Source organism: Rhodopseudomonas parapalustris, from assembly GCF_053772255.1.
In genome coordinates this window covers 1-26,028 of the sequence record NZ_JAMKBZ010000034.1, presented here as the reverse complement: position 1 = coordinate 26,028, position 26,028 = coordinate 1, and the positions used below count along the sequence as shown (strand labels likewise).

The window sequence follows — 26,028 nt, the reverse complement described above, 5'->3', positions numbered from 1 at the left end:
GCGGCCCAGCGCCGCGGGGCGAGACAATGTCAAGCTGCTTTGACAAACGCTCGCAATTCGGAGAGTAATGCGCATGGCCGCCGAGCGGCCACGGTCCGGGCCGGCCTTCAGCGGCGCGCCCGCTTTTCCAGTTCCGTTTCCGCCCCTCCGCGTCACGCCCGCCGGTTGTTCGAGCCCGATGCAGCCCCCTCCCAGTCCCGCCGTCAGTCAGAGCGAGGCGCGCTATCGTGCGCTGTTCGAGGCGATCGACGACGGCTTCTGCATCATCGAATTCTTCGACGGCCCGCACGGCCCGCTCAGCGACTATCGCCATATCGAAGCCAACGCCGGCTACGAGAAGCAGACCGGGATTCCCAACATCGTCGGCCGGACCTTGCGCGATCTGGTGCCGGATGAAGCCGACGGCTGGGCGGAACTGTATCGCAGCGTACTCGTCACCGGCCGGCCGATTCATTTCGAGCGTGCCTTCGTCGCGGTGAACCGCATTATCGAAGTGTCGGCAACGCGGATCGAGCCGCCGGAGCTGCGTCAGGTCTCGGTGCTGTTCCGCGATATCACCGCGCGCAAGCGTGCCGAGGCCGCGCTACGCGACAGCGAGAAGCTGGCGCGCGAGAACGTGCAGCGGGTGCAGCTCGCGCTCGCCGCCGGGGCGATCATCGGGACCTGGCTGTGGGATCTGCCGAGCGACCGCTTCACCGTCGACGAAGCGTTCGCGCGCGCGTTCGGACTCGACCCGAAGCTCGGCCGTGAAGGGCTGAGTCTCGCGCAAGTGGTGGCGACGGTGCATCCCGACGATCAGGCCGGTCTTTCGGCGGCGATCGACGAGGCGATCAAGCGCGGCGGGCCCTACGCGCACCAGTATCGGGTGCGCCGCGCCGACGGCAAATACTACTGGCTGGAGGCCAACGGCCGGGTCGAGCACGGGCCCGACGGCACGCCGCTCAGCTTTCCCGGCGTGCTGATCGACATCGACGACCGCCGCGCGCTGGTGGCCGAACGCGACCGCGCCATCGACGAGCTGCGCGCGCTGAACGAGACGCTGGAGCAGCGCGTCGCCGAAGCCCGCGCCGAGCTGATGCGCTCCGCCGAGCAGCTCCGCCAGTCACAGAAGATGGAAGCGGTCGGCCAGCTCACCGGCGGCCTGGCGCACGACTTCAACAATCTGCTCGCCGGCATCTCCGGCAGCCTGGAACTGATGAGCGCGCGGATCCGCCAGGGCCGCGTCGGCGAGATCGAGAAGTACGTCGGCGCCGCGCAGGGCGCGGTAAAGCGCGCCGCCTCGCTGACCCACCGCCTGCTCGCCTTCGCGCGCCGCCAGACGCTGACGCCGACCGCCGCCAACGTCAACCGCCTGGTCGCCTCGATGCTCGACCTGATCCAGCGCAGCGTCGGCCCGGGCATCGAGGTTCAACACGTCGGCGCCACCGGGCTGTGGAGCGTGCTGGTCGACGTGCCGCAGCTCGAAAGCGCACTGCTCAATCTGTGTATCAACGCCCGCGACGCGATGCCGAACGGCGGCAAGATCACGATCGAAACCGGCAATCGCTGGATCGACCGCACCCAGGCGAGCATCTACGATATCCCGAGCGGGCAATACGTCTCGCTGTGCGTCTCCGACACCGGCACCGGGATGACGCCCGACGTGATCGCCAAGGCGTTCGATCCGTTCTTCACCACCAAGCCGATCGGCCAGGGCACCGGACTCGGCCTGTCGATGATCTACGGCTTCGCGCAGCAGTCCGGCGGCCAGGTGCGGATCTATTCCGAGGTCGGCCAGGGCACGATGGTGTGTATCTATCTGCCGCGGCACCGCGGCGAGGCCGCCGAGGACGACCGCTTCCCCGACTCCACCGAGATTCCGTTCGCCCACACCGGCGAGACCGTGATGGTGGTCGACGACGAGCCGACGGTGCGGATGCTGGTCGCCGACGTGCTGGAAGACCTCGGCTACACTGCGATCGAGGCCTCCGACAGCGTCGGCGGGCTGAAGCTGCTGCAGTCCGATGCGCGGATCGATCTTTTGATCACCGATGTCGGCCTGCCCGGCGGCATGAACGGCCGCCAGCTAGCCGACGCCGCCCGCGACATCCGCCCCGGCCTCAACGTGCTGTTCATCACCGGCTTCGCCGAAAACGCGCTGCTCAACAACGGCCAGCTCGAACCCGGCATGGCGGTGCTGACCAAGCCGTTCGCGGTCGATACCCTCGCCGCGCGGATCCGCGAGCTGATCGGCAAGTAATTGCCGCAAGGCGCGGTGTCTCACTCGCCGATGATCTTGATCAGCACGCGCTTCCTGCGGCCGCCGTCGAACTCGCCGTAGAAGATCTGCTCCCAGGGGCCGAAATCGAGCCGGCCTTCGGTAATCGCCACCACCACCTCGCGGCCCATCACCTGGCGCTTCATGTGCGCGTCGGCGTTGTCCTCGCCGGTGCGGTTGTGGCGATAGGACGACACCGGCTCGTGCGGCGCGAGCTGCTCCAGCCATTTCTCGATCGGCGTGCAGCCCGCTCTCGTCGTCGTTGATGAACACCGACGCGGTGATGTGCATGGCATTGACCAGCACCAGGCCCTCGCGCACGCCGCTGGCACGCAGCGCCTGCTCGACCTCGCCGGTGATGTTGATGAACGCCCGCCGTCCCGGCGTCTGAAACCACAGCTCCTTGCGATACGACTTCATCGCGCCGCCCTCCTTGGTCCGTGTGATCGGTTGGGCCGAACCATGCGGCGGCCGCGGCGCGGCGTAAAGCACTCAGGCGAGCTGCCGTTCGCTGCGACGCTCGTCGTCGAGGCCGGCCAGCCACGCCACCGCGTCGGCCGCGCGCATCGGGCGGCCGTACAGCCAGCCCTGGCCGTAGGAGCAGCCGAGCATCCGCAGCGTCTCGGCCTCGCCCTGGCTCTCGACGCCCTCGGCGATGATGCGATGGCCGAGCGGCTGCGCCACCGCGGTGATCGCGGCAATCAGTTGCTGGTTCTGCCGGTTGGCGCTGACGCCGTGCACGAACGCGCGATCGATCTTGATGGTGTCGAGCGCCACGGTCATCAGATTGGAGATTGACGAATGGCCGACGCCGAAATCGTCGATCGCGAGGCCAAAGCCGCAATGCTCAATCCGCTGCAATTCGCGCGCGCATTGCTTGGGATCAAACAGCGCCTCCTCGGTGATCTCGATCTCGATCCGGTGCGGATCGAGGCCGTGGCGCTGGGCCAGATCCATCAGGATCCTGGCCGGCGAATGCAGCGTCAGCTCGCGCGGCGAGACGTTGATCGCGACGTTGATCGTCGGCGCGCCGCTGGCGTCCAGCGCACGCAGGAAGTCGCAGGCACGATCGCCGATGAACGACAGCAGCCGCGCCGAGAGCTGCAGCCGGATCGCGGCGCGGACGATGTCAGGCGGCGGGATCAGGCCGGCGATCGGATGATGCCAGCGCAGCAACGCCTCGAAGCCCACCACCTGCCCGGTGGCCAGCACCACCTGCGGCTGGAATTCGAGATGCAGTTCGCCGCGCCCGAGCGCGCCGGGCAGATCGCTGTCGATGCAGCGCTGCAGCAGGAATTCCTCCTGCATCCGCGCGTCGAACAGCCGGATGCAGGCGCGGCCGTCGTCCTTGGCGCGGTACAGCGCCGCATCGGCGCGCGCGAACACGTCCTCGACATCGATCGGCCCGCCGGGATGCGCCGCGATGCCGATCGAGCAACTGATCGCCAGCGGCTGGCCGGCAACCTGAACCGGCCGGGTCAGCGCGCCGCTCAGCCGCCGTGCCAAAGCCAGCGCCCGCCCCGCGACGTCGTCGCCCTGCAGCACCACGATGAATTCGTCGCCGCCGAGCCGCACCGGCAGATCCTGCGGTCCGCAGGACGAGCGCAGCAGTTCGGCCACCGCGGCGATCACCCGGTCACCGGCGTCGTGGCCGCGGGTGTCGTTGATCGTCTTGAAGTTGTCGAGGTCGAACAGCACGAAGGCGACGCCCTGTCCGGATCGGCACGCGGCCGCTGCGGCTTCGCGGAAGTGACTGCGGTTGGCAAGGCCGGTGAGCGGATCGGCGCGGGCGATCTGCTCCAGCGCGCGGTTCGAACTCAGCACTTCGCTGTTGGCGCTCGCCAGCGAGGCGGCCAGATCGGTCGCCTCCAGTGCGATGGTCTGGCTGGCGATGAATTCGCGCTCGCCACCGATCGCGGCGCGGAACAGCATGAAGGTGAGGAACAGCCCGTCGAGCGCGATGATGTAGTCCGAGCTGTTGCCGGTCAGCATGATCCGGACCAGCGTCGCGGCCATCACCGGCAATGCGAAAGCGAGCGAGATGCGGGCGTAAGACGCGCTCTGAATGATCGCGCCGGTGGAGGTCCCGATCATGATGAAGGTGATGTAGTCGATGCCCTGCTGGGCGGCGAACACGCCGACCGCCGCAGGGACGACGCACCATAACAGGCCACTGGCGAAAGCCAGTGCGGTGAGATGGTGCAGCACCTGATACGGCGCGGTCTCCGCCGCCCCGGTCCTCGCCAGCCGGGCCACCCACCAGGCGCGGACGAGCGCCAGCGCCGTCGCGGCGCCGAACCACCACAGGATCGGCGTCTCGCCGTTCTCGCGATACAACAGCGCCGCCAGCGACAGCGCGATCACGATATTGGAGATCAACGTGAGCCGAACGTTGCGTAGCGCCGTGCGGGCCTGGGCCTTGGCGAGAGCGATCGCCCTGAAGCTGCTGTCGGCTCGGATCATGAAGTCAATCGATCGGTAATGGAAAACGCCGCTGCTGTTCGGAGCAGCCAATCAACCAGAGGCCGTTTAACATCGGCTTTGCACGCAGCGGTAAAATGACCACGCGCTGATAATCCGAGCCGATTGGTTTCCGGTTTGGAAAGACGCGCAGTACCATCGCAAATGCGACGGAGTGGCGAACTAACCGCCCTTGGCGGCGCGCAGCTTGGCCCAGTAATCGAGCCGCTTGCGGATCTCGCGTTCGAAGCCACGGTCTGGCGGATCGTAAAAAGTCTGGCGGCCGAGCGCGTCTGGGAAGTAGTTCTGGCCGGAGAATCCCTCCGGCGTGTCGTGGTCGTACTGATAGCCGGAGCCGTAGCCTTCCGACTTCATCAAGCCGGTCGGCGCGTTGAGGATGTGCTTGGGCGGCAGCAGCGAGCCGGCGCGCTTGGCGGTCGCGGTCGCGGCCTTGTAGGCGGTGTAGGCGGCGTTGGATTTCGGCGCGGTGGCGAGATAGATCACCGCCTGCGCGATTGCCAGCTCGCCCTCGGGGCTGCCGAGGAAGTCGTAGGCGTCCTTGGCGGCGTTGCAGATCACCAGCGCCTGCGGATCGGCGAGACCGATGTCCTCGACCGCCATCCGTACCACGCGGCGCGCCAGGAACAGCGGATCTTCGCCGGCGTCGAACATCCGGCACAGATAGTACAGCGCCGCGTCCGGATCCGAGCCGCGCACCGATTTGTGCAGCGCGGAGATCAGGTTGTAGTGGCCGTCGGCGCCCTTGTCGTAGATCGGCGCGCGGCGCTGCAGAATGTCCTGAAGCTGCGCGGCATTGAACACTTCGCCGGCGCGCGCCGAGCGCCAGACCTCTTCGGCCAGCGTCAGCGAGGCGCGGCCGTCGCCGTCGGACATCCGCACCAGCACCGCCCGCGCCTCGTCGTCGAGCGGCAGCTTCTTGCCTTCGACGTCTTCCGCATGAGCAAACAGTTTCTCGATCGCCTCCGCGTCGAGCGAGCGAAACACCAGCACGCGGGCGCGCGACAACAGCGCCGCGTTGAGTTCGAACGACGGGTTCTCAGTGGTGGCGCCGACCATCACCACGGTGCCGTCTTCCATCACCGGCAGAAACGAGTCCTGCTGCGCTTTGTTGAAGCGATGCACCTCGTCGACGAACAACAGCGTGCCGGTGCCCATCTCGCGGCGCGCGCGGGCGGCGTCGAACACTTTCTTCAGGTCGGCGACGCCGGAAAACACCGCGGAGATCTGCTCGAAATGCAGCTCGGTGGCGTCGGCGAGCAGCCGCGCCACGGTGGTCTTGCCGGTGCCGGGCGGGCCCCAGAACACCAGCGAGCCGAGCGTCCGCGTCTCCAGCATCCGCGTCAGCGCGCCGTCCGGGCCGACGATGTGATCCTGGCCGACGACCTCGGCGAGCGCGCGCGGCCGCAGCCGATCCGGCAACGGCCGCGGCGCCTCGCGCTCGAGGCCAGCGGCGGCAAACAGGTTCTCGGATTGCTGCGGGCGCTTGGGGCTCATGCCGTTGTGCCCACATCCGCTGCGCGAAGATTCTGCGTTCCGACCGGACAGCGGCCCCGTCCACTCACCTTCGTCATGGCCGGGCTTGTCCCGGCCATCCACGTCTTTCTTGCAACAGCCGCTGCAAGGCGTGGATGCCCGGCACAAGGCCGGGCATGACGTCGGGCTAAGTCAGTGCCGGAACGCATCGGCAGAGCTCTCTGGAGGGCGTCGTGTCCCGAAGAGCTATCCACCCAGCGTGACTTGGATCTGCTGGCCGCCGCGGACCAGCATGATGCGCCACAGACGCGGGGACTGGCCGGCGATGCGCTCGAGGTCACTGGTCTTGGCGATCCGGCTGTTGTTCACCGCGACAATGATATCGCCCTTCTGGAAGCCGACATTCGCCGCGGTGCTGTCGTCGGCGAGGTCGGTGACGACGACGCCCTCGACGCTCGGGTCGAGCCGCATTTCGTCGGCGATCGCCGGCGAGATGTTGGCGATCTTGGCGCCCTTGAACGGCGAGCGCGAAGTAATCACCAGTTCGTCGCGGCCGGTGTCCGGCGCGGTCTCGAGCGGGATCGACAGCTTCACCGGCTTGCCGTTGCGCTGGACCTCGATCTGCGCGGCGCCGCCGAGCGGCCGGGTGGCGAAGCGATAGTCGAACGCGTTGGGATCGTCGATCGTGAAGCCGTCGATCGACACGATCAGGTCCGACAGCTTCAGCCCGGACCGTTCCGCCGGGCTGCCCTTGGTGACGCTGGCGACCAGCGCACCGCCCGGCCGCTTCAGGCCGAGGGTTTCGGCGATCTCCGGCGTCACCGCCTGCAGCCGCGCGCCGAGCCATGGCCGCTTCACGGCCTTGCCGCCGCTCTTGGCCGAGGCGACCACCACCCGCACCATGTTGGCGGGAATCGCGAAGCCAATGCCCTGCGAGCCGCCGGAGCGCGAGAAGATCGCGGTGTTGATACCGACCAGCTTGCCGGTCATGTCGACCAGCGCTCCGCCCGAATTGCCTGGATTGATCGCCGCGTCGGTCTGGATGAAGAACTGATAGTCAGTGATGCCGACCTGGGTACGCGCCAGCGCCGACACGATACCGTGGGTCACGGTCTGGCCGACGCCGAACGGATTGCCGACCGCCAGCACCAGATCGCCGACCATCAGGTCGTCGGAATTGGCGAAGTCGAGCGTCGGGAATTTCTCCTTGGTGTCCTTGAGCCGCAGCACCGCCAGATCGGTACGGCTGTCCTTGAGCACGATCTCGGCCTCGAACTCGCGCTTATCGGCGAGCGCGACCTTGACCTGATCGGCGCCCTCGATGACGTGGTTGTTGGTGACGACCAGACCGGAGGCATCGATCATCACGCCCGAGCCGAGCGAGCGCTGGATCTGCTCAGGCTGGCCGGGCACGCCGAAGAACCGGCGGAAGATCGGATCGTCGAGCAGCGGATTGCGGTTCTGCACCAACTTGGCGGCGTAGACGTTCACGACCGCCGGCTGCACATGCTGCACGATCGGCGCGTAGCTCAGACGGATCTCCGCCTGCGACGACGGCAGCCGCCGCTCCTGCGCCGCGAGCGGCGTGGTGAGGGCGAGCGACAGACACAGGATGGTCAACGTGCGGATCGGGTTCATGCGGGAATCCGTTACAGGGGCATCTAGGGCGCAGCAGATATAGTCCGCCGGCCAAGCCAGGAGAAGGAAAAGCGGCCGGCGCTCACGCCGGCTGAGCCTCGGCGGTTTCGGTTGTCGATTCGGCTGCAGAAGAAGCGAGTTGCTGCTGGCGAGCGCGATGTTCCTCGCCCCAGCGCTTGAGCGCATCGATCACCGGGCGCAGCCGCTCGCCGGTCTCCGACAGCGCGTATTCCACCCGCGGCGGCACTTCGGCGAACACCTGGCGGGTAATCAGGTCGTCGTCCTCCAGGGCGCGGAGCTGCTTGGTGAGCATCCGCTGGGTGATGCCCGGCATTCGCCGGCGCAGCTCGCCGAACCGCAGCCGGCCGTCCTGCAGATGGTAGAGGATCACGCCCTTCCATTTGCCGTCGATCAGGTCGAGCGTCACCTCGACAGAACAGCCGGGCGCACAAGCAAAATTGCGACGCTTCATGCGAAGGGGTCCAATAGTATCCGATCGGTGACTATATCCCCCAAATGACAGTACTTGCAATATGGGTTCCCGGAGGCGACCTTGCGCGCCCAATCTTGCGCGCCAAGACGCCCTTGCACGGAGACCATCATGAAAGCTGTCGGCTACACCAAGAGCCTCCCGATCGACGCCCCGGAAGCACTGCTCGATATCGAGCTCGCCAAGCCCGAGCCGGGTCCGCGCGACCTCCGGGTTGCGGTGAAGGCGATCTCGGTCAATCCGGTCGACACCAAGGTCCGCAAGCGCGCCGCCCCGCCCGCCGGCGAATACAAGATCCTCGGCTACGACGCTGCCGGCGTGGTCGCGGCGGTCGGCACCGAGGTGACGCTATTCCGGCCGGGCGACGAGGTGTTCTACGCCGGCTCGATCCAGCGGCCGGGCACCAACGCCGAATTCCATCTGGTCGACGAGCGCATCGTCGGCCGCAAGCCGAAGACGCTGGGCTTTGCCGAGGCCGCAGCATTGCCGCTGACCTCGATCACCGCCTGGGAACTGCTGTTCGACCGGCTCGGCGCACGCCCGAGCAAGGCGTTCGATCCGCGCACGCTGCTGATCATCGGCGGCGCCGGCGGGGTCGGGTCGATCCTCATTCAGCTCGCGCGCCGCCTCACCGGCCTCAGCATCATCGCCACGGCGTCGCGGCCGGAGACGACGAAGTGGTGCCTCGAACTCGGCGCGCACGCGGTGATCGATCACAGTCAGCCGATGAAGCCGCAGGTCGACGCGCTGAAGCTGCCGCCGGTTTCGCTGATCGCGAGCCTCACCAACACCGATACGCACTTCACCCAGCTGATCGACATCCTCGCCCCGCAGGGCAAGATCGGCCTGATCGACGATCCGGTGCAGCCGATCAATCCGATGCTGCTGAAGCCCAAATCGGCCTCGCTGCATTGGGAAGCGATGTTCGCGCGCTCGACTTTCGAGACCGCCGACATGATCGCCCAACACGATCTGCTCGACGAAGTCGCCGGCCTGATCGATTCCGGCGTGCTGCGCACCACGCTGGACAAAACTCTTGGCACCATCAACGCCGCCAACCTGAAACGCGCCCACGCGCTGATCGAAAGCGGCAAGTCGGTCGGCAAGGTCGTGCTGGAGGGGTGGGAGTAATTCCGTTGCTTGGTACCAGGACGGATTGATCACCGCCCTCTCCCCGGGTCATTCCGGGGCGCGCGCAGCGCGAACCCGGAAATCTCTGCATCAGCTCTCGCACTCGGATTTCTTCGTAACAACATCGGGATTCCGGGGTCGCTCGCTTTCGCGAGCGCCCCCGAATGACGGGGATGGGTCGAGGACATCGTGCTTGGGGCGCCCTCACCCCACCCCTCTCCCGCAAGCGGGAGAGGGAGCGCGCTGCCGTTGCGGCGGCGCTGCGGATGAACGCGGCGTAGGATTGCTGTTAGTTCGGAAATTGTGACGGGATCATTTCATCCGCTCGAATGCGGCGAACTCCCTCTCCCGCTTGCGGGAGAGGGTTGGGGTGAGGGCTGCCTCGGGTAGTGAATCGAAGACCTCTAGGGGCGAACTACGCGATCGTCTGCAGCAGGCCGCCTTCGGCGCGGAGCGCGGCGCCGTTGGTGGCGGAGGCTTGCTTGGAGCTGACATAGACCACCATGTTGGCAATCTCTTCGACGGTGGCGAAGCGCTGGATCAGCGAGCCGGGGCGATGCTGCTTGATGAAGTTGGCCGCAGCTTCGCTTTCGGACTCACCGTTCTGCACAACGTCGTGGCTCGATCGGACGGCAGTTCGTCCGGCGCGACGTGACCGTCCGGATAGACAGGCCACAACTACACACCGTCATCGCCCGCGAAGGCGGGCGCCCCAGTATCGCAGAGCCTTCGTGCCCATCATCGACGCCCTGGAATACTGAATCCCCGCATGCGCGGGGATGACGTCGGAACAAAACCTCGCCCAGCAAGGAAAAAGGCGGCGCCGTGGGGCACCGCCTTTTGAAATCTCAGACTGGAAGGAAGCCGCTTACGCCGCTTCGGCTTCGCTGCTGTCCTGGGTCGGACCCGAATCCTTGCCCTTGGCGTCTTCGTCGCGGTCGACGAACTCGATCACCGCCATCGCGGCATTGTCGCCATAGCGGAAGCCGGCCTTGATGATGCGGGTGTAGCCGCCGTTACGGTCGGCGTAGCGCGGCGCCAGCACGTCGAACAGCTTCTTGACCTGGTCCTTATCGCGCATTTCGGCGATCGCCTGGCGGCGCTTGTCGAGGCCGCCCTTTTTGCCGAGGGTGACCAGCTTCTCGACGATCGGCCGCAATTCCTTGGCCTTCGGCAGCGTGGTGACGATCTGCTCGTGCTTGATCAGCGCGGCGCACATGTTGGCGAACATCGCCTTGCGGTGTTCGGCGGTGCGGTTGAGCTTCCGATGAACCTTGCCGTGTTTCATGTTGTCAGTCCTTCACTCGATGATACCCGACGGTTCGTCGGAGTTGCAGGCGGGCTACCTGCGTTCGCCCTGGTGGAGCCCCACCCTTCGAGAAGCGGCGACGCCGCTTCGCAGGATGAGGAAGAGGCCTCATGGCGAACCATGAGGCCGATTGGCTCAGTAATGATCCTCGAAGCGCTTGGCGAGCTCGTCGATGTTCTCCGGCGGCCAGCCCGGCACTTCCATGCCGAGATGCAGGCCCATCTGAGCCAGCACTTCCTTGATCTCGTTCAGCGACTTGCGGCCGAAGTTCGGGGTGCGGAGCATTTCGGCTTCCGACTTCTGCACCAGGTCGCCGATGTAGACGATGTTGTCGTTCTTCAGGCAGTTTGCCGAACGCACCGACAGCTCGAGCTCGTCCACCTTCTTGAGGAAGGCCGGGTTGAAGGCGAGATCCGGAATGATCTCCTGAGTGACTTCCTTGCGCGGCTCTTCGAAGTTGACGAAGACGTTGAGCTGATCCTGCAGGATGCGGGCGGCGAACGCCACTGCGTCCTCCGGCGAGATCGCGCCGTTGGTCTCGACCGTCATGGTCAGCTTGTCGTAGTCGAGGATCTGGCCCTCGCGGGTGTTCTCGACCTTGTACGACACCTTGCGGACCGGCGAGTACAGGCTGTCGACCGGGATCAGACCGATCGGCGCGTCCTCGGGACGGTTGCGCTCGGCGGCGATATAGCCCTTGCCGGTGTTGACGGTGAACTCCATGCGGATCTCGGCGCCGTCATCCAGCGTGCAGAGCTGCAGATCGGGGTTCAGCACGACGATGTCGCCGACGGTCTGGATGTCACCGGCGGTGACGACGCCCGGACCGGACTTCTTGATGACCATCCGCTTCGGGCCTTCGCCCTGCATCTTCAGCGAGATGTCCTTGATGTTCAGCACGATGTCGGTGACGTCCTCGCGAACGCCAGCGATCGAGGAGAACTCGTGCAGCACGCCATCGATGTGCACCGACTGAACCGCCGCGCCCTGCAGCGACGACAGCAGCACGCGGCGCAGCGCGTTGCCGAGGGTCTGGCCGAAGCCGCGCTCGAGCGGCTCGGCGACCAGCGTCGCGAACCGGGTGGCATCGCTCCCGGGGGTGACCTGGAGCTTGTTCGGCCGAATCAATTCCTGCCAATTTTTCTGGATCGTCACTGTGTCACCTTCCTGGCCAGGCGATCGACGCCGGGGCCCCGGCGCATCGTCGCTAGCATTGGAAACTGCGGATCAATCCGCGGGAAACAACGAATAGAGCCGCCGGCGGCATAGGGCCGTCGGCGACCAAAACTCAGACGCGACGACGCTTACGCGGACGGCAGCCGTTGTGCGGGATGGTGGTGACGTCGCGGATCGAGGTCACCGTGAAGCCCGCCGCCTGCAGCGCGCGCAGCGCCGACTCACGGCCCGAACCGGGGCCCGCCACCTCGACTTCGAGGGTGCGCATGCCGTGCTCCTGCGCCTTCTTGGCGACGTCCTCGGCCGCGACCTGCGCAGCGTAAGGGGTCGACTTGCGCGAGCCCTTGAAACCCATCGTGCCGGCCGACGACCAGGCAATCGCATTGCCCTGCGCATCGGTGATGGTGATGGTGGTGTTGTTGAACGACGAATTCACATGCGCGATGCCGGAGGCGATGTTCTTGCGCTCGCGACGGCGAATGCGGGTGGCGTCCTTGGCCATAGTCTACCTTTCTACGTGATCTCAACGCCGCCGTAACGCCAGCGGCTCCACCGAAACGGCGAATGGCGAACAACCAGTGGCGACTAGGGGAAGTCCCCTACTCGCCACTGGCCGTTCGCAACTCGCAAACTTACTTCTTCTTGCCCGCGATCGCCTTCGCCGGACCCTTGCGGGTACGGGCGTTGGTGTGGGTGCGCTGACCACGCACCGGCAGGCCGCGACGATGACGCAGGCCGCGATAGCAGCCGAGGTCCATCAGACGCTTGATGTTCATGCCGGTCTCACGGCGAAGGTCACCCTCGACCAGATAGTCGCGGTCGATCACTTCGCGGATCTGCAACACCTCGGCGTCGCTGAGCTGATTGACGCGACGATCGAGCGGGATCTTCACCTTCTCGATGATATCGGCGGCATGCTTCTGGCCGATGCCATGGATGTACTGAAGCGCGATCAGCACGCGCTTGTTGGTCGGGATATTCACGCCGGCTATACGGGCCACAGACTTCTCTCCTGTCACCGGCGGTCAGCCGGTCAATTCCTTGCTCTCTCGGGCGGCGTTCACAAACGCGAACACGACGCCGACCCCTCGCTCAGTTTTGGGGCCCGGCATCGTCTGAAACCTATCCGACGGGATATCGGGCCTTATTAAAGGATTCCGTTTTGCTTCGTCAACCGAATCCCAATTCAAGCTCGCTTCTTCGTGACCTTTTTGGCCTTTTTGCCACGCGCCGGGACCTTGGCAACCGCCTTGGTCTTCGACGCCGCGGCGGCCTTCTTGGTCGCCTTCTTGCCAACCGCCTTCTTGCCGGCTGACGGCTTAGCCGCGCCCTTGGCGGCCTTCACCACTGCCTTGGCGGCCTTTTTGCCAGCCTTTACAACGGCTTTGGCCGCCTTCTTCAGACCAGCCTTCGCGGCTTTACCGGCCGCAGATTTGCCCGCCTTGGCAGCGGCCGGCTTCGCGGCCGCCTTCTTGGCGACTGCCTTCTTGCCTGAAGCCTTCTTGCCAACCGCCTGTTTGGCCGAAGATTTCTTGGCAGAGGCGGCCTTCGCCCCCGACTTGCCGGCCGGCTTTTTGGCAGCCTTGGCCGCCGTCTTGCTCGCAGCCTTGGCCTTCTTGGCGGTGGTCTTCACCACGCGCTTGGCGCGGGAAGCCTTGGCTCCCTTCTTGGCGTCGGCGGCGCGAACCGCTTCGAGCACCCGGCCGATCTCGCGCGTAACTTCGTCGATCGACATCATGCCGTCGACCGTCAGCAGCTTGCGCTTCTCGGAATAATAGTCGACCAGCGGCTCGGTCTGCGCGCGATACGCAGACAAACGCTTGGCCAGCGCTTCGGCGTTATCGTCGGCGCGCGGCTCCTCGCCGCGGGCGCGCATCTCGGCGACACGGGTCTCGACCCGGTCGAGCAGCGCGCCTTCATTGACCTTCAGCTCGACCACGGCGTCGAGATCGAAGCCCTTGTCCTTGAGCAGGCGGTCGAGCGCCTCGGCCTGCGGCACGGTGCGCGGGAAGCCATCGAGGATGAACCCCTGGGCGGCGTCGTCCTGATCGATCCGATCGGAGATGATCCCAATCACCACCTCGTCCGGCACCAGACCGCCGGCCGCCATGATGTCCTTGGCCTTGAGGCCGACCGGCGTGCCGGCCGCGACCGCGGCGCGCAGCATGTCGCCAGTGGAGAGCTGCACGATGCCGTGCCGCTCGACCAGACGGGCCGCCTGGGTGCCCTTGCCCGCGCCAGGCGGTCCGAGGAGGATCAGTCTCATTTCTTGCGCCCCCGCAACTTCGACTTCTTGATCAGGCCCTCATACTGGTGAGCCAGCAGATAGCCCTGCACCTGCGCAACCGTATCCATCGTCACGCTGACAACGATCAGAAGCGAAGTTCCGCCGAAATAGAACGGCACCGCCGCGTAGGAGATCATGATCTCCGGGATCAAGCAGACGATCGCCAGATAGATCGCGCCGACCACGGTGATGCGCGACAGCACGTAATCGATGTACTCGGCGGTGCGTTCGCCCGGACGGATGCCCGGAATGAAGCCGCCGTGCTTCTTCAGATTGTCCGCGGTCTCGGTCGGGTTGAACACGATCGCGGTGTAGAAGAACGCGAAGAACACGATCATGCCGATGTAGAACACCAGGAACAGCGGGCGGCCGTGCCCGAACTGGGTCACGATCCACTGCAGCCATTCCGGACCGTTGCCGGCATTGAAGTTCGCGATCGTGGTCGGCAGCAGCAGCAGCGACGACGCGAAGATCGGCGGAATCACGCCTGCGGTGTTCAGCTTCAGCGGCAGATGCGAAGACTGCCCCTCGAACATCTTATTGCCGACCTGGCGCTTCGGGTACTGGATCAGCAGCCGGCGCTGGGCGCGCTCCATGAACACGATGAAGGCGATCACGACCACAGCCATCACCAGCACGACCAGGATCAGGCCGGTCGACAGCGCGCCCTGACGGCCGAGCTCGAGCATGTTGGCGAGCGCCGAGGGCAACTCGGCGACGATGCCGGCGAGGATGATCAGCGAGATGCCGTTGCCGATGCCGCGCGAGGTGATCTGCTCACCGAGCCACATCAGGAACATGGTGCCGCCGGTCAGCGTGATCGTGGTCGACAGCCGGAAGAACATGCCCGGGTCGGACACCACATTGCCCGCACCTTCCAGACCGACGGCGATGCCGTAGGACTGAACCAGCGCCAGCAGCACGGTGAGATAGCGAGTGTATTGGTTGAGCGTCTTACGGCCGCTCTCGCCTTCCTTCTTCAGCGCCTCGAGCTGCGGCGACACCGTCGTCAGCAACTGCACGATGATCGATGCCGAGATGTACGGCATGATGTTGAGCGCGAAGATCGCCATGCGGTGGATGCCGCCGCCGGCGAACATGTTGAACATGCCGAGGATGCCGCCGGCCTGCTGACGGAACACCTGATCCCAGATGTTCGGGTCGATGCCCGGCAGCGGGATGTAGGTTCCGAAGCGGTACACCAGCAGCGCGCCGAGCGTGAACCAGATCCGCTTCTTCAACTCTTCGGCTTTACCGAGCGCCGAGAAATTGAGATTTGCCGCTAGTTGTTCCGCTGCTGAGACCATGTCCGGCTTTCTCCCGCGCTGCTGTCCCGATCCGCTGCCGGATGCGGCGGTCGGGTCGGCGCCGGGCATCTATTTGGTGCGCGCGCGTCGAAAAATCCACCGTACCGGCGAAGCCGGGCGCCCGCTTTAACAGCGGGCGCTGACGGGGATATTACGCCGCTTCGCCTTCGTCCGCCTTGGGGGCGAGGATCTTGACCGAACCGCCGGCCTTTTCGACCGCAGCGATCGCCGACTTCGTCGCGCCGTGCACTTCGATGTTCAGCTTCGCGGTGAGCTCACCGCGGCCGAGCAGACGAACGCCGTCCTTGGCGCGGCGCAGGACGCCCGCCTCGACCAGCGCCGCGGCATCGACCACCTTGCCGGCATCGATCGCCTTGGCATCGACGGCCTCCTGGAGACGGTCGAGGTTCACCTCGGCGAAGTCGAGCGCGAAGATGTTGTTGAAGCCGCGCTTCGGCAGGCGACGATGCAGCGGCATCTGACCGCCCTCGAAGCCCTTGATGCGCACGCCCGAACGCGCGGTCTGGCCCTTGCCGCCACGACCACCGGTCTTGCCCTTGCCCGAACCGATGCCGCGGCCGATCCGCATGCGCTTTTTGCGCGAACCGACGTTGTCGGCGATCTCGCTGAGCTTCATCGCCCTGTCTCCTTACTTCTCGTCGACGACGCGGACGAGGTGTTGCACCTTGCCGATCATGCCGCGAACCTCAGGGGTGTCCTGCAGTTCGGCGACGCGGCCGATCTTGTTCAGCTTCAGGCCGATCAGCGTCTCGCGCTGCGAGTGATGGCGCCGAATCGGGCTGCCGATCTGCTCGACCTTGATCATGTTTGCGGCCTTGGCCATCTCGTTCACTCCGATCGCGTCTTGTCAGAAGACCGCGTGATCGCCCTCGATCACGCTGTTATTCGGCAACCACTTCGGCGTCGCCGCCGACGCGGCGGGCCTGCAGAGTGGAAACCTTGATATTACGGCGCGCGGCGACCGAACGCGGCGAGTCGAGATGCTTCAGCGCGTCGAAGGTGGCGCGAACCATGTTGTACGGGTTCGACGAACCGACCGACTTCGCGACCACGTCGGCGATGCCGAGGGTCTCGAACACCGCACGCATCGGACCGCCGGCGATGATGCCGGTACCAGCCGGGGCTGCGCGGAGATAGACGCGACCGGCGCCGTGACGGCCGGCGATGTCGTGATGCAGAGTGCGGCCCTCGCGCAGCGCGACGCGGGTCAGGTTGCGCTTCGCCGACTCGGTGGCCTTGCGGATCGCTTCCGGCACTTCGCGCGCCTTGCCGTGACCGAAGCCGACCCGGCCCTTCTGATCGCCGACCACGACCAGCGCAGCGAAGCCGAAGCGCTTGCCGCCCTTCACCACCTTCGCCACACGGTTGATGTGGACGAGCTTGTCGACGAACTCGCTGTCGCGCTCCTCGCGCTCCCTGCTCCGTTCGCGTCCGCCGCGTTCGCGTTCAGCTGCCATGGTGTGTTCCAATCCTTGCGAGGCTCGCGCCCCGATCCTGGTATCCGTTCAATCCGAAACTTAGAAGCTCAGGCCGCTCTCGCGGGCCGCATCCGCCAGCGCCTTGACGCGACCGTGATACAGATAGCCGCCGCGGTCGAACACGACCTCCTTGACGCCCTTCTGCACCGCCCGCTCGGCGAGCAGCTTGCCGACCGCCTTCGCCGCATCGATGTCGGCGCCGGTGTTGCCGGCTTCGCGCAGGGTCTTCTCCAGCGACGAGGCCGAAGCGAGCGTCTCGCCCTTGGCGTCGTCGATCACCTGCGCATAGATGTGCTTCGACGAGCGGAACACCGACAGCCGCGGACGACCGTTGGCGGTGCGCCTCAGCGCATTCCGGACCCGGTTGGTGCGCCGGGCATTCGTAACCTTCATCTTCGACATGACCGGCTCCGTTACTTCTTCTTGCCTTCCTTGCGGAAGATGAATTCGTCCGAGTAGCGGACGCCCTTGCCCTTGTACGGCTCCGGCGGGCGATATTCGCGGATTTCGGCGGCTACCTGGCCGACCTTCTGCGAATCGATGCCTGCGACGGTGATCTCGGTCGGCTTCGGCACCGTAATGGTGATGCCTTCCGGGATGTCGTACAGCACGTCGTGGCTGTACCCGAGCGCGAGCTGCAGCTTCTTGCCCTGCATCGCCGCGCGATAGCCGACGCCGGTGATTTCGAGTTTCTTCTCGAAGCCCTTGGTGACGCCTTCCACCAGATTCGCGATCTGCGCGCGAGCCGTGCCGTAAAGCGCCCGCGCCCGATTGGTCTCGAACCGCGGCGATACCGAAACCGAACCGTCCTCGAACTTCACGTCGACGTCGTCGTGCACGACGAACTGAAGCTGGCCCTTCGGCCCCTTCATCTTGACGGTCTGTCCCTCGACGGTCGCCGTCACCCCAGACGGGACCGTGACGGGCTTCTTGCCAACGCGTGACATGGTCGATCCTTCTTAAACCCTGCATCCTCCGGCGAAAGCCGCCCGGGACGATGCGCCAATTTCCGTTCTCCGGCGCCTCCCGGCCGCACCCTGCGGCCGCCGGCGCCGGCGATTAGAACACCGTGAACAGAACCTCGCCGCCAACATTGGCGTCGCGGGCGTCGTGATCGGCCATGATCCCCTTCGGGGTCGACAGCACCGAAATGCCGAGGCCGTTGTTGACGCGCGGCAGGTTCTTCACGGACGCGTAAACGCGCCGGCCCGGCCGGGAGACGCGCTCGATCTCGCGGATCACCGGTTCGCCGTCGAAATACTTCAGCTCGATCTCAAGCTCGCTGCGCCCCGACGGATGCTCGACGGAGGCGTAGCCGCGGATGTAGCCTTCCGCCTTCAGCACGTCGAGAACGTTGGCGCGCATCTTGGAGCCCGGGGTCGAAACCTTGGACTTGGAGCGCATCTGCGCGTTGCGGATGCGGGTGATGAGATCGCTGATCGGATCGTGCGTGGACATCTGACGACCCTCCCCTTACCAGCTCGACTTCACGAGGCCCGGAACCAGGCCCTTCGAGCCGAGGTCACGGATCGCGATACGGCTCAGCTTGTTGAGACGATAGACCGAACGCGGACGGCCGGTGAGGTCGCAGCGGTTGCGGATCCGGGTCGCCGACGAGTTTCGCGGCATCTCGGCGAGCTTCAGCGTCGCCGCGAAGCGCTCCTCCATCGGCTTGGTCTTGTCGGCGATGACGGCCTTCAGACGCGCGCGCTTGGGCGCCGCGTTCTTGGCCATCTTCTTCCGGCGGTTGTTCTTCTCGATCGCACTCTTCTTTGCCATATCAGGCTCCTGGGTTTCCGCGTTTGAGATGCTTTTCAGCGTCTCACTGCCGGAACGGGAAATTGAAAGCGGTGAGTAGCGCACGCGCCTCGTCGTCGGTCTGCGCGGTGGTGCACACCGTGATGTCCATGCCCCACGACTCGCCGGTCTTGTCGAAGTCGATTTCGGGGAAAATGATGTGCTCCTTGATGCCGAGCGAGTAGTTGCCGCGACCGTCGAAGCTCTTCGGGTTCAGGCCGCGGAAGTCGCGGACGCGCGGCAGCGCGACCGTGATCAGGCGGTCGATGAACTCGTACATCCGAGCCTGGCGCAGCGTCACCTTACAGCCGATCGGCTGGTTCTCGCGCAGCTTGAAGGTCGAAATCGCGACGCGCGAATAGGTGATCACCGCCTTCTGGCCGGCGATCAGCGACAGATCCGCCGCCGCCTGCTCGGCCTTCTTGCGATCGTTCACCGCCTCGCCGACGCCCATGTTGAGCACGACCTTGTCGAGCTTCGGCACCTGCATCACGTTGGCGTAGCCGAACTTCTCGGTGAGCTGCGCGCGAATGCTGCGGTCGTATTCCGTGCGCAGCCGCGGAACGTATGCGGTCTCAGCCATCGATCTCTGCTCCCGAGCGCTTGGCGATGCGGACCTTCTTGCCGTCCGCGAGAATCTTGAATCCGACGCGGGTCGGCTTGCCGTCCTTGCCGACGATCGCGATGTTCGACAGGTCGATCGGCGCCTCTTTCGAGATGATGCCGCCTTCCTGAGTCTGGGTTTGCTTCTGGTGGCGCTTGACCACGTTGATGCCGCGCACCAGAGCCTTGCCGGCGTCCGGACGGACCTCGAACACCTCACCGGTGCGGCCCTTGTCGCGACCGCTCAACACGATCACCTTGTCACCCTTACGGATCTTGGCGGCCATCACAGCACCTCCGGCGCCAGCGAAATGATTTTCATGTGGTTCTTCGCGCGAAGTTCGCGCGGCACCGGCCCGAAGATACGGGTGCCGATCGGCTCCGACTGATTGTTGATCAGAACGGCGGCGTTACGGTCGAAACGGATGACGGAGCCGTCGGCGCGGCGGATGTCCTTGCGGACACGGACCACCACGGCCTTCATCACGTCGCCCTTCTTCACCTTGCCCCGCGGAATCGCTTCCTTGATCGAGACCACAATGACGTCACCCACGGTCGCATACCGGCGCTTGGATCCCCCAATCACCTTGATGCACATGACACGGCGTGCGCCTGAATTGTCGGCCACGTCGAGGTTGGTCTGCATCTGAATCATTGATGCACCTCGTCCTCTCTCTGCTGCGCTGTTCGCGCGCTAAACTGATGCGCAAAAGCGCGCTTAGGCGGTCTTCTTCGGTTCGCCCCGGACGACGGTCCAGCGCTTCAACTTGGAGATCGGCTTGCTCTCTTCGATCCACACCATGTCGCCCGGCTTGAACTGGCTGTTCTCGTCGTGCGCGTGGTAGTTCTTCGAGCGCCGGATGGTCTTCTTGTAGATCGGGTGAGTGAAGCGGCGGTCGACGCGCACCACGATCGTCTTTTCTTGCTTGTCGCTGACGACCACGCCCTGAAGGGTCCTCTTCGGCATGTCTAAAGGTCCTTACTTCGTCTTGCCGGCGCGCTTCTGCGCGGCGATGGTCTTGATGCGGGCGATGTCACGGCGAGCCTCGCGCAGCCGGGAGGTGTTCTCGAGCTGGCCGGTGGCGCGCTGGAACCGAAGGTTGAAGCGCTCCTTCTTGAGGTTCAGGATCGCGTCGTCCATCTGATCTTCGCTCATCGCCCGGATATCGGCGGTCTTCATCTCAGCCATCACGATTACTCCGCGATACGCGCGACGAAGCGCGTCTTGATCGGCAGCTTGGCGGCGGCGAGCGTCAGCGCTTCGCGGGCGATCTGCTGGTTGACGCCGTCGATCTCGAACATCACCCGGCCCGGCTTGACCCGCGCCACCCACAGTTCCGGCGAACCCTTGCCGGAGCCCATGCGGACTTCGGCCGGCTTCTTCGACACCGGAAGATCGGGGAAAATCCGGATCCAGACGCGGCCGGCACGCTTCATGTGACGGGTCAGCGCGCGACGAGCGGCTTCGATCTGACGTGCAGTGATCCGCTCCGGCTCCATCGCCTTCAGGCCGAACTGACCAAAAGCCAGGGTCGCGCCCGAGGACGCAACGCCGTGGATGCGGCCCTTGTGCGCCTTGCGGAACTTGGTTCTCTTTGGTTGCATCATGGCTTTACGCCCTCAATTCGAATTCTGCGCGATCAGGCGGCGTCGCGGCGCGGACGGGACGAACCGCCAGCATCGCCTTCGGCCATGCGCTTGTCCTGGGCCATCGGATCGTGCTCGAGGATCTCGCCCTTGAAGATCCAGACCTTGACGCCGCAGGTGCCGAAGGTCGTGAACGCGGTCGCGACGCCGTAGTCGATGTCGGCGCGCAGGGTGTGCAGCGGCACGCGGCCTTCGCGGTACCACTCCATACGGGCGATTTCGGCGCCGCCGAGACGGCCCGAGCAGTTGATACGGATGCCTTCGGCGCCGAGACGCATCGCCGACTGCACCGCCCGCTTCATCGCACGCCGGAACGCCACGCGGCGCTCGAGCTGCTGAGCGATCGACTCCGCGACCAGGGTCGCGTCGAGCTCGGGCTTGCGGATTTCGACGATGTTGATCACCACGTCGGACGAGGTGATGTCGGCAACCTTCTTACGAAGCTTGTCGATGTCGGCGCCCTTCTTGCCGATCACCACGCCGGGACGCGCCGAATGGATCGTCACCCGGCACTTCTTGTGCGGACGTTCGATCACGATGCGCGCAACCGCCGCCTGCTTCAGTTCCTTGTGCAGGATCTCGCGGATCTTGACGTCCTCGTGCAGCAGCCTGCCGTACTCGTTCTTGCCGGCGTACCAACGGGAATCCCACGTCCGGTTGATGCCCAGCCGCAGCCCGATCGGATTGATCTTTTGACCCATCGAAAGTCTCCCGCGCCTTCGCTTAAGCGCTTGCTTCTTCGACCTGACGAACGACGATCGTCAGCTGCGCGAAGGGTTTGAAAATACGGCCCGAACGACCACGGCCGCGCGGGGTGAAACGCTTCATCACGATGCCCTTACCGACGTGGGCCTCGGAGACGACCAGCGCGTCGACGTCGAGATCGTGATTGTTCTCGGCGTTGGCGATAGCCGATTCCAGGCACTTCTTCACGTCGACAGCGATCCGCTTGCGCGAAAACGCGAGGTCGGCGAGAGCCGCCGACGCCTTGCGGCCGCGGATCAGTTGGGCGACCAGGTTGAGCTTCTGCGGAGAGACGCGAAGCATCCTGGCGACAGCCTTAGCCTCGTTATCAGGCAGGCTTCGTTCGCGCTTGGGTTTGCTCATCGTCTCGTCCTCAACCCTTCTTCGACTTCTTGTCGCCGGCGTGGCCGTGGAAAGTGCGGGTCGGCGAGAATTCGCCGAACTTGTGACCCACCATTTCCTCGTTCACCGACACCGGGACGTGCTTCTGGCCGTTGTAGACGCCGAAGGTCAGGCCGACGAACTGCGGCAGGATAGTCGAGCGACGGCTCCAGATCTTGATCACGTCGTGACGGCCCGACGCGCGCGCGGCATCGGCCTTCTTCAGCAGCGAGGCCTCGACGAACGGGCCCTTCCAGACTGAGCGAACCATGTCCGGCTTCCTTACTTCTTCTTCCGCTTGTGGCGGCTGATGAGGATGAACTTGTCGGTCGACTTGTTCGAACGGGTCTTCTTACCCTTGGTCGGCTTGCCCCACGGGGTGACCGGGTGACGGCCGCCCGAGGTGCGGCCTTCACCGCCGCCGTGCGGGTGGTCGATCGGGTTCATGACGACGCCGCGGTTGTGCGGGCGACGGCCGAGCCAGCGCTTACGACCGGCCTTGCCGATCGAGATGTTCATGTGGTCCGGATTCGACACCGCACCGATCGCCGCGATGCAGCGGCCGTGAACCAGGCGCTGTTCGCCCGAGTTCATGCGCAGGATCACGTAGTCGTGGTCGCGACCGACGATCTGAGCGTAGGTGCCGGCCGAACGCGCCAGCTGACCACCCTTGCCGATCTTCAGCTCGACGTTGTGCACGATGGTGCCGATCGGCATGTTGCCCAGCGGCATCACGTTGCCCGGCTTCACGTCGACATAGGCGCCCGCGATAACGGTGTCGCCGACCGCCAGACGCTGCGGCGCCAGGATGTAGGCCTGCTCGCCGTCCTCGTACTTGATCAGCGCGATGAACGCAGTGCGGTTCGGATCGTATTCCAGGCGCTCGACCTTGGCCGGAACGTCGACCTTGGTGCGCTTGAAGTCGACCAGACGGTACGACTGCTTGTGGCCACCACCCCGGAACCGCACCGTGATGCGACCGGTGTTGTTACGACCGCCGTTCGAGATCTTGCCCTCGGTCAGCCGCTTGACCGGCTTGCCCTTGTACAGCGCCGAACGATCGACCATCACCAGCTGGCGCTGGCCCGGCGTCGTGGGATTAAAGGTTTTCAATGCCATGGTCGGTCCCGCCTCACAGTCCGGTGGTGACGTCGATGCGGTGGCCTTCTTCCAAGGTCACGACCGCGCGCTTGACGTCCGACTGCGTGCCGAAGGTGCCGCGGAAGGCCTTGGTCTTGCCCTTGCGCACCAGCGTGTTCACGCTCTTCACCTTGACGTCGAACAGCTTTTCGACGGCTTCTCTGATTTGCGGCTTGGTCGCGCCGCCTTGCACCTTGAACACGACCTTGTTGTGTTCGGACGCCATCGTGGACTTTTCAGTCACGACCGGCGCAACGATCACGTCGTAATGGCGCGGATCGATGGATTTCATTTGAAGCGCGCCTCCAACGCATCGACCGCCGCCTTGGTCAGCACCAGCTTCTTGCGGCGCAGAATGTCATAGACGTTGATGCCCTGAACCGGCAGCACGTCGATGTTCGGGATGTTGCGGGCCGCCGCGGCGAAACCGTTGTTCACCTCGGCGCCGTCGATGATCAGCGCGCTCTCGAGGCCGAGGCCCGAGAAGTGACCGACCAGCGTCTTGGTCTTGGCGGCTTCGAGCTCAGCCTTGTCGAGCACGATCAGACCGCCGCCCTTGGCCTTGGCCGAGAGCGCATGACGCAGCGCCAGGACACGCACCTTCTTCGGCAGGTCGATGGCGTGCGAACGCACCACCGGGCCGAAAGCGCGACCGCCGCCACGGAACTGCGGCACCCGCTGCGAACCGTGACGAGCACCGCCGGTGCCCTTCTGCTTGTACATCTTCTTGCCGGTGCGCCAGACCTCGGCGCGCCCCTTGGCCTTGTGCGTGCCGGCCTGCCGCTTGGCGAGCTGCCAGATCACACAACGCTGGATGATGTCGGTGCGCGGCTCCAGACCGAAGATCTCGTCGGAGAGCTGGACCGAACCGGCTTCCTTACCCTCGAGGGTGGTGACTTTCAGTTCCATCTCACGCACCTTCCTGCTCGGCGGCCGGCGCTTCCGCAGCCGCATCGCCATTGGCGAGCCGGAACTTGCCCGGCTTCGGCGCATCCGCCGGCAGCGCCTTCTTCACCGCGTCACGCACGCGGATCCAGCCACCCTTGGTGCCGGGCACAGCGCCCTCGACCAGGATCAGCCCGCGCTCGACATCGGTCTGCACCACCCGCAGGTTCAGCGTGGTGACGCGATCGACGCCCATGTGGCCCGGCATCTTCTTGTTCTTGAAGGTCTTGCCGGGGTCCTGACGACCACCGGTCGAACCGATCGAACGGTGCGACACCGACACGCCGTGGGTGGCGCGCAGACCGCCGAAGTTCCAGCGCTTCATACCGCCGGCGAAGCCCTTACCGGTCGAAGTGCCGGTGACGTCGACGAACTGGCCGACGACGAAGTGGTCGGCCTGGATCTCGGCGCCGACCGGGAGCAGCGCGTCCTCGGACACGCGGAACTCTTCGACCTTACGCTTCGGCTCGACCTTGGCGGCGGCGAACTGGCCGCGCTCAGCCTTCGGCATGTACACGGTCTTGCGCGAGCCGGAGCCGACCTGCAGCGCCACGTAGCCGTTCTTCTCGTTGGTGCGGTGGCCCAACACCTGGCAATTGCCAAGCTTCAGCACGGTCACAGGGATGTGCTCGCCGGCCTCTGTAAAGACCCGCGTCATCCCGACCTTCTGTGCGATCACTCCGGAGCGCATCGGCGTGCTTCCTGTTCTTTCTGTCCGTTCGATAACCGGACGTTACAATCTCAGAGCTTGATTTCGACGTCGACGCCGGCGGCCAAGTCGAGCTTCATCAAAGCATCGACGGTCTGCGGGGTCGGGTCGACGATGTCGAGCAGGCGCTTGTGAGTGCGCATCTCGAACTGCTCGCGGCTCTTCTTGTCGACGTGCGGCGAACGGTTGACGGTGAACTTCTCGATCCGGGTCGGCAGCGGGATCGGCCCGCGCACCTGCGCACCGGTTCGCTTCGCGGTGTTGACGATCTCACGGGTCGACGTATCGAGAATCCGATGGTCGAACGCCTTGAGGCGAATGCGAATATTCTGGCCGTTCATTGCCGTATTCTTTCTTTCGTGTCGCGAATGGTGAGTAGTGAGCAGCGGACGGACATCCCGTCCGCCGCTCTCTATTCGCTATTCCCCGCTTATTCGATGATCGCGGCGACGACGCCGGCGCCCACCGTGCGGCCGCCTTCGCGGATGGCGAAGCGCAGCTTCTCTTCCATTGCGATCGGCACGATCAGGTGCACTTCCATCGCGATGTTGTCGCCCGGCATCACCATCTCGGTGCCTTCCGGCAGATGCACCACACCGGTCACGTCGGTGGTGCGGAAGTAGAACTGCGGACGGTAGTTGGTGAAGAACGGGGTGTGGCGGCCGCCCTCTTCCTTGGTCAGGATGTAGGCCTCGGCCTTGAACTTGGTGTGCGGCTTCACCGAACCCGGCTTGCACAGCACCTGGCCACGCTCGACGTCTTCACGCTTGGTGCCGCGCAGCAGTGCGCCGATGTTGTCGCCCGCCTGGCCCTGATCGAGCAGCTTGCGGAACATTTCGACGCCGGTGCAGGTCGTCTTCTGCGTCGGGCGGATGCCGACGATTTCGATTTCCTCACCGACCTTGATCACGCCGCGCTCGACACGACCGGTCACCACGGTGCCGCGGCCCGAGATCGAGAACACGTCTTCGACCGGCATCAGGAACGGCTGGTCGATCGGACGCTCCGGCTGCG

34 protein-coding genes and 2 pseudogenes are annotated in these 26,028 nt (G+C 65.1%); 2 read left to right on the top strand and 34 right to left on the bottom strand.

Annotated elements, in window-relative coordinates; translation table 11 throughout:
* The first annotated feature begins 178 nt into the window (after nucleotides 1-178).
* Nucleotides 179-2,239 (top strand): ATP-binding protein, encoded by a 2,061-nt coding sequence (locus tag M9H71_RS21935; RefSeq protein WP_455407003.1) that lies wholly within the window; start codon nucleotides 179-181, stop codon nucleotides 2,237-2,239.
* A 20-nt stretch (nucleotides 2,240-2,259) separates the two neighbouring features.
* Here M9H71_RS21935 and M9H71_RS21930 read toward each other — a convergent pair.
* The 5 genes and pseudogenes from M9H71_RS21930 to M9H71_RS21910 all read right to left on the bottom strand — a co-directional run bounded on the left by M9H71_RS21930 (nucleotide 2,260) and on the right by M9H71_RS21910 (nucleotide 8,321).
* Nucleotides 2,260-2,677, bottom strand: a pseudogene (locus M9H71_RS21930) (secondary thiamine-phosphate synthase enzyme YjbQ).
* 72 nt (nucleotides 2,678-2,749) lie between these two features.
* Nucleotides 2,750-4,720, bottom strand: coding sequence for a putative bifunctional diguanylate cyclase/phosphodiesterase (locus M9H71_RS21925; RefSeq protein WP_455407002.1), 1,971 nt, complete (start codon nucleotides 4,718-4,720; stop codon nucleotides 2,750-2,752).
* A gap of 180 nt (nucleotides 4,721-4,900) precedes the next feature.
* Entirely contained in the window at nucleotides 4,901-6,232 is a 1,332-nt protein-coding gene (locus M9H71_RS21920) for a replication-associated recombination protein A (RefSeq protein ID WP_455407001.1), read from the bottom strand.
* A gap of 225 nt (nucleotides 6,233-6,457) precedes the next feature.
* The gene (locus M9H71_RS21915) at nucleotides 6,458-7,849 is read right to left on the bottom strand and encodes a DegQ family serine endoprotease (RefSeq protein ID WP_455407000.1); all 1,392 of its coding nucleotides are present in this window, start codon (nucleotides 7,847-7,849) and stop codon (nucleotides 6,458-6,460) included.
* Between the two features lie 82 nt (nucleotides 7,850-7,931).
* The gene (locus M9H71_RS21910) at nucleotides 7,932-8,321 is read right to left on the bottom strand and encodes a winged helix-turn-helix transcriptional regulator (RefSeq protein ID WP_455406999.1); all 390 of its coding nucleotides are present in this window, start codon (nucleotides 8,319-8,321) and stop codon (nucleotides 7,932-7,934) included.
* Between the two features lie 129 nt (nucleotides 8,322-8,450).
* On the opposite strand from M9H71_RS21910, the gene M9H71_RS21905 reads away from it, so the two are divergent.
* Nucleotides 8,451-9,470, top strand: a complete 1,020-nt coding sequence (locus M9H71_RS21905) for a zinc-binding alcohol dehydrogenase family protein (protein ID WP_455406998.1) — start codon at nucleotides 8,451-8,453, stop codon at nucleotides 9,468-9,470.
* Nucleotides 9,471-9,885: 415 nt separating this feature from the next.
* On the opposite strand, the pseudogene M9H71_RS21900 reads toward M9H71_RS21905, so the two are convergent.
* The 29 genes and pseudogenes from M9H71_RS21900 to M9H71_RS21760 all read right to left on the bottom strand — a co-directional run.
* A pseudogene (locus M9H71_RS21900) lies at nucleotides 9,886-10,077 on the bottom strand (oxidoreductase); the annotation flags it as partial.
* 261 nt (nucleotides 10,078-10,338) lie between these two features.
* The gene (rplQ, locus tag M9H71_RS21895) at nucleotides 10,339-10,758 is read right to left on the bottom strand and encodes a 50S ribosomal protein L17 (protein ID WP_164604374.1); all 420 of its coding nucleotides are present in this window, start codon (nucleotides 10,756-10,758) and stop codon (nucleotides 10,339-10,341) included.
* Between the two features lie 156 nt (nucleotides 10,759-10,914).
* Entirely contained in the window at nucleotides 10,915-11,934 is a 1,020-nt protein-coding gene (locus tag M9H71_RS21890; protein ID WP_455406997.1) for a DNA-directed RNA polymerase subunit alpha, read from the bottom strand.
* A 133-nt stretch (nucleotides 11,935-12,067) separates the two neighbouring features.
* Nucleotides 12,068-12,457 (bottom strand): 30S ribosomal protein S11, encoded by a 390-nt coding sequence (gene rpsK, locus M9H71_RS21885; protein ID WP_011158772.1) that lies wholly within the window; start codon nucleotides 12,455-12,457, stop codon nucleotides 12,068-12,070.
* A 130-nt stretch (nucleotides 12,458-12,587) separates the two neighbouring features.
* Nucleotides 12,588-12,956, bottom strand: coding sequence for a 30S ribosomal protein S13 (gene rpsM / locus M9H71_RS21880; RefSeq protein WP_110785871.1), 369 nt, complete (start codon nucleotides 12,954-12,956; stop codon nucleotides 12,588-12,590).
* Between the two features lie 185 nt (nucleotides 12,957-13,141).
* Entirely contained in the window at nucleotides 13,142-14,221 is a 1,080-nt protein-coding gene (locus M9H71_RS21875; protein WP_455406996.1) for an adenylate kinase, read from the bottom strand.
* Nucleotides 14,218-15,549 (bottom strand): preprotein translocase subunit SecY, encoded by a 1,332-nt coding sequence (secY, locus tag M9H71_RS21870; protein ID WP_455406995.1) that lies wholly within the window; start codon nucleotides 15,547-15,549, stop codon nucleotides 14,218-14,220. Before secY ends, M9H71_RS21875 begins: the two co-directional genes overlap by 4 nt.
* Before the next feature lie 151 nt (nucleotides 15,550-15,700).
* Nucleotides 15,701-16,186 (bottom strand): 50S ribosomal protein L15, encoded by a 486-nt coding sequence (gene rplO / locus M9H71_RS21865; protein ID WP_415217046.1) that lies wholly within the window; start codon nucleotides 16,184-16,186, stop codon nucleotides 15,701-15,703.
* A gap of 12 nt (nucleotides 16,187-16,198) precedes the next feature.
* The gene (gene rpmD / locus M9H71_RS21860) at nucleotides 16,199-16,393 is read right to left on the bottom strand and encodes a 50S ribosomal protein L30 (protein ID WP_011158777.1); all 195 of its coding nucleotides are present in this window, start codon (nucleotides 16,391-16,393) and stop codon (nucleotides 16,199-16,201) included.
* Between the two features lie 58 nt (nucleotides 16,394-16,451).
* Nucleotides 16,452-17,027, bottom strand: coding sequence for a 30S ribosomal protein S5 (gene rpsE, locus M9H71_RS21855; protein ID WP_011158778.1), 576 nt, complete (start codon nucleotides 17,025-17,027; stop codon nucleotides 16,452-16,454).
* A gap of 60 nt (nucleotides 17,028-17,087) precedes the next feature.
* Nucleotides 17,088-17,450 carry a 50S ribosomal protein L18 gene (gene rplR / locus M9H71_RS21850; protein ID WP_455406994.1) on the bottom strand — a complete coding sequence of 121 codons (363 nt, stop codon included), beginning with the start codon at nucleotides 17,448-17,450 and terminating at the stop codon, nucleotides 17,088-17,090.
* A gap of 11 nt (nucleotides 17,451-17,461) precedes the next feature.
* The gene (gene rplF, locus M9H71_RS21845; protein ID WP_455406993.1) at nucleotides 17,462-17,995 is read right to left on the bottom strand and encodes a 50S ribosomal protein L6; all 534 of its coding nucleotides are present in this window, start codon (nucleotides 17,993-17,995) and stop codon (nucleotides 17,462-17,464) included.
* A 112-nt stretch (nucleotides 17,996-18,107) separates the two neighbouring features.
* Nucleotides 18,108-18,506, bottom strand: coding sequence for a 30S ribosomal protein S8 (gene rpsH / locus M9H71_RS21840; RefSeq protein ID WP_013501927.1), 399 nt, complete (start codon nucleotides 18,504-18,506; stop codon nucleotides 18,108-18,110).
* A gap of 15 nt (nucleotides 18,507-18,521) precedes the next feature.
* Nucleotides 18,522-18,827, bottom strand: a complete 306-nt coding sequence (gene rpsN / locus M9H71_RS21835) for a 30S ribosomal protein S14 (RefSeq protein WP_164604360.1) — start codon at nucleotides 18,825-18,827, stop codon at nucleotides 18,522-18,524.
* Nucleotides 18,828-18,870: 43 nt separating this feature from the next.
* Nucleotides 18,871-19,428, bottom strand: a complete 558-nt coding sequence (gene rplE, locus M9H71_RS21830; protein ID WP_455406992.1) for a 50S ribosomal protein L5 — start codon at nucleotides 19,426-19,428, stop codon at nucleotides 18,871-18,873.
* Nucleotides 19,421-19,735, bottom strand: coding sequence for a 50S ribosomal protein L24 (gene rplX / locus M9H71_RS21825; RefSeq protein WP_164604353.1), 315 nt, complete (start codon nucleotides 19,733-19,735; stop codon nucleotides 19,421-19,423). The genes rplE and rplX overlap by 8 nt, the downstream gene beginning before the upstream one ends.
* Nucleotides 19,735-20,103, bottom strand: a complete 369-nt coding sequence (rplN, locus tag M9H71_RS21820; protein WP_011158785.1) for a 50S ribosomal protein L14 — start codon at nucleotides 20,101-20,103, stop codon at nucleotides 19,735-19,737. Before rplN ends, rplX begins: the two co-directional genes overlap by 1 nt.
* A 63-nt stretch (nucleotides 20,104-20,166) precedes the next feature.
* Complete coding sequence (gene rpsQ, locus M9H71_RS21815; protein WP_110785880.1) at nucleotides 20,167-20,415, bottom strand: 30S ribosomal protein S17; 249 nt, start codon at nucleotides 20,413-20,415, stop codon at nucleotides 20,167-20,169.
* A 12-nt stretch (nucleotides 20,416-20,427) separates the two neighbouring features.
* Complete coding sequence (gene rpmC, locus M9H71_RS21810; protein ID WP_114356383.1) at nucleotides 20,428-20,637, bottom strand: 50S ribosomal protein L29; 210 nt, start codon at nucleotides 20,635-20,637, stop codon at nucleotides 20,428-20,430.
* Between the two features lie 5 nt (nucleotides 20,638-20,642).
* Entirely contained in the window at nucleotides 20,643-21,056 is a 414-nt protein-coding gene (gene rplP, locus M9H71_RS21805; RefSeq protein ID WP_013501921.1) for a 50S ribosomal protein L16, read from the bottom strand.
* Nucleotides 21,057-21,088: 32 nt separating this feature from the next.
* The gene (rpsC, locus tag M9H71_RS21800) at nucleotides 21,089-21,796 is read right to left on the bottom strand and encodes a 30S ribosomal protein S3 (protein ID WP_455406991.1); all 708 of its coding nucleotides are present in this window, start codon (nucleotides 21,794-21,796) and stop codon (nucleotides 21,089-21,091) included.
* 22 nt (nucleotides 21,797-21,818) lie between these two features.
* A complete protein-coding gene (gene rplV, locus M9H71_RS21795; protein ID WP_011158790.1) occupies nucleotides 21,819-22,202 on the bottom strand; it encodes a 50S ribosomal protein L22 in 384 nt (127 codons plus the stop codon).
* Nucleotides 22,203-22,212: 10 nt separating this feature from the next.
* Nucleotides 22,213-22,491, bottom strand: a complete 279-nt coding sequence (gene rpsS / locus M9H71_RS21790; RefSeq protein WP_011158791.1) for a 30S ribosomal protein S19 — start codon at nucleotides 22,489-22,491, stop codon at nucleotides 22,213-22,215.
* Between the two features lie 11 nt (nucleotides 22,492-22,502).
* Nucleotides 22,503-23,339: a 50S ribosomal protein L2 gene (gene rplB / locus M9H71_RS21785; RefSeq protein WP_455406990.1), complete on the bottom strand. Its 837-nt coding sequence runs from the start codon at nucleotides 23,337-23,339 to the stop codon at nucleotides 22,503-22,505.
* Between the two features lie 13 nt (nucleotides 23,340-23,352).
* Nucleotides 23,353-23,652 (bottom strand): 50S ribosomal protein L23, encoded by a 300-nt coding sequence (locus tag M9H71_RS21780; RefSeq protein ID WP_455406989.1) that lies wholly within the window; start codon nucleotides 23,650-23,652, stop codon nucleotides 23,353-23,355.
* The gene (gene rplD, locus M9H71_RS21775; protein ID WP_264052662.1) at nucleotides 23,649-24,269 is read right to left on the bottom strand and encodes a 50S ribosomal protein L4; all 621 of its coding nucleotides are present in this window, start codon (nucleotides 24,267-24,269) and stop codon (nucleotides 23,649-23,651) included. Before rplD ends, M9H71_RS21780 begins: the two co-directional genes overlap by 4 nt.
* A 1-nt stretch (nucleotide 24,270) precedes the next feature.
* Complete coding sequence (gene rplC, locus M9H71_RS21770) at nucleotides 24,271-24,996, bottom strand: 50S ribosomal protein L3 (protein ID WP_164604343.1); 726 nt, start codon at nucleotides 24,994-24,996, stop codon at nucleotides 24,271-24,273.
* Between the two features lie 50 nt (nucleotides 24,997-25,046).
* Nucleotides 25,047-25,355, bottom strand: a complete 309-nt coding sequence (gene rpsJ / locus M9H71_RS21765) for a 30S ribosomal protein S10 (RefSeq protein WP_002712302.1) — start codon at nucleotides 25,353-25,355, stop codon at nucleotides 25,047-25,049.
* A gap of 89 nt (nucleotides 25,356-25,444) precedes the next feature.
* Nucleotides 25,445-26,028: EF-Tu C-terminal domain-related protein (locus M9H71_RS21760; RefSeq protein ID WP_455406988.1), on the bottom strand; the 584-nt coding region annotated here is incomplete at its 5' end.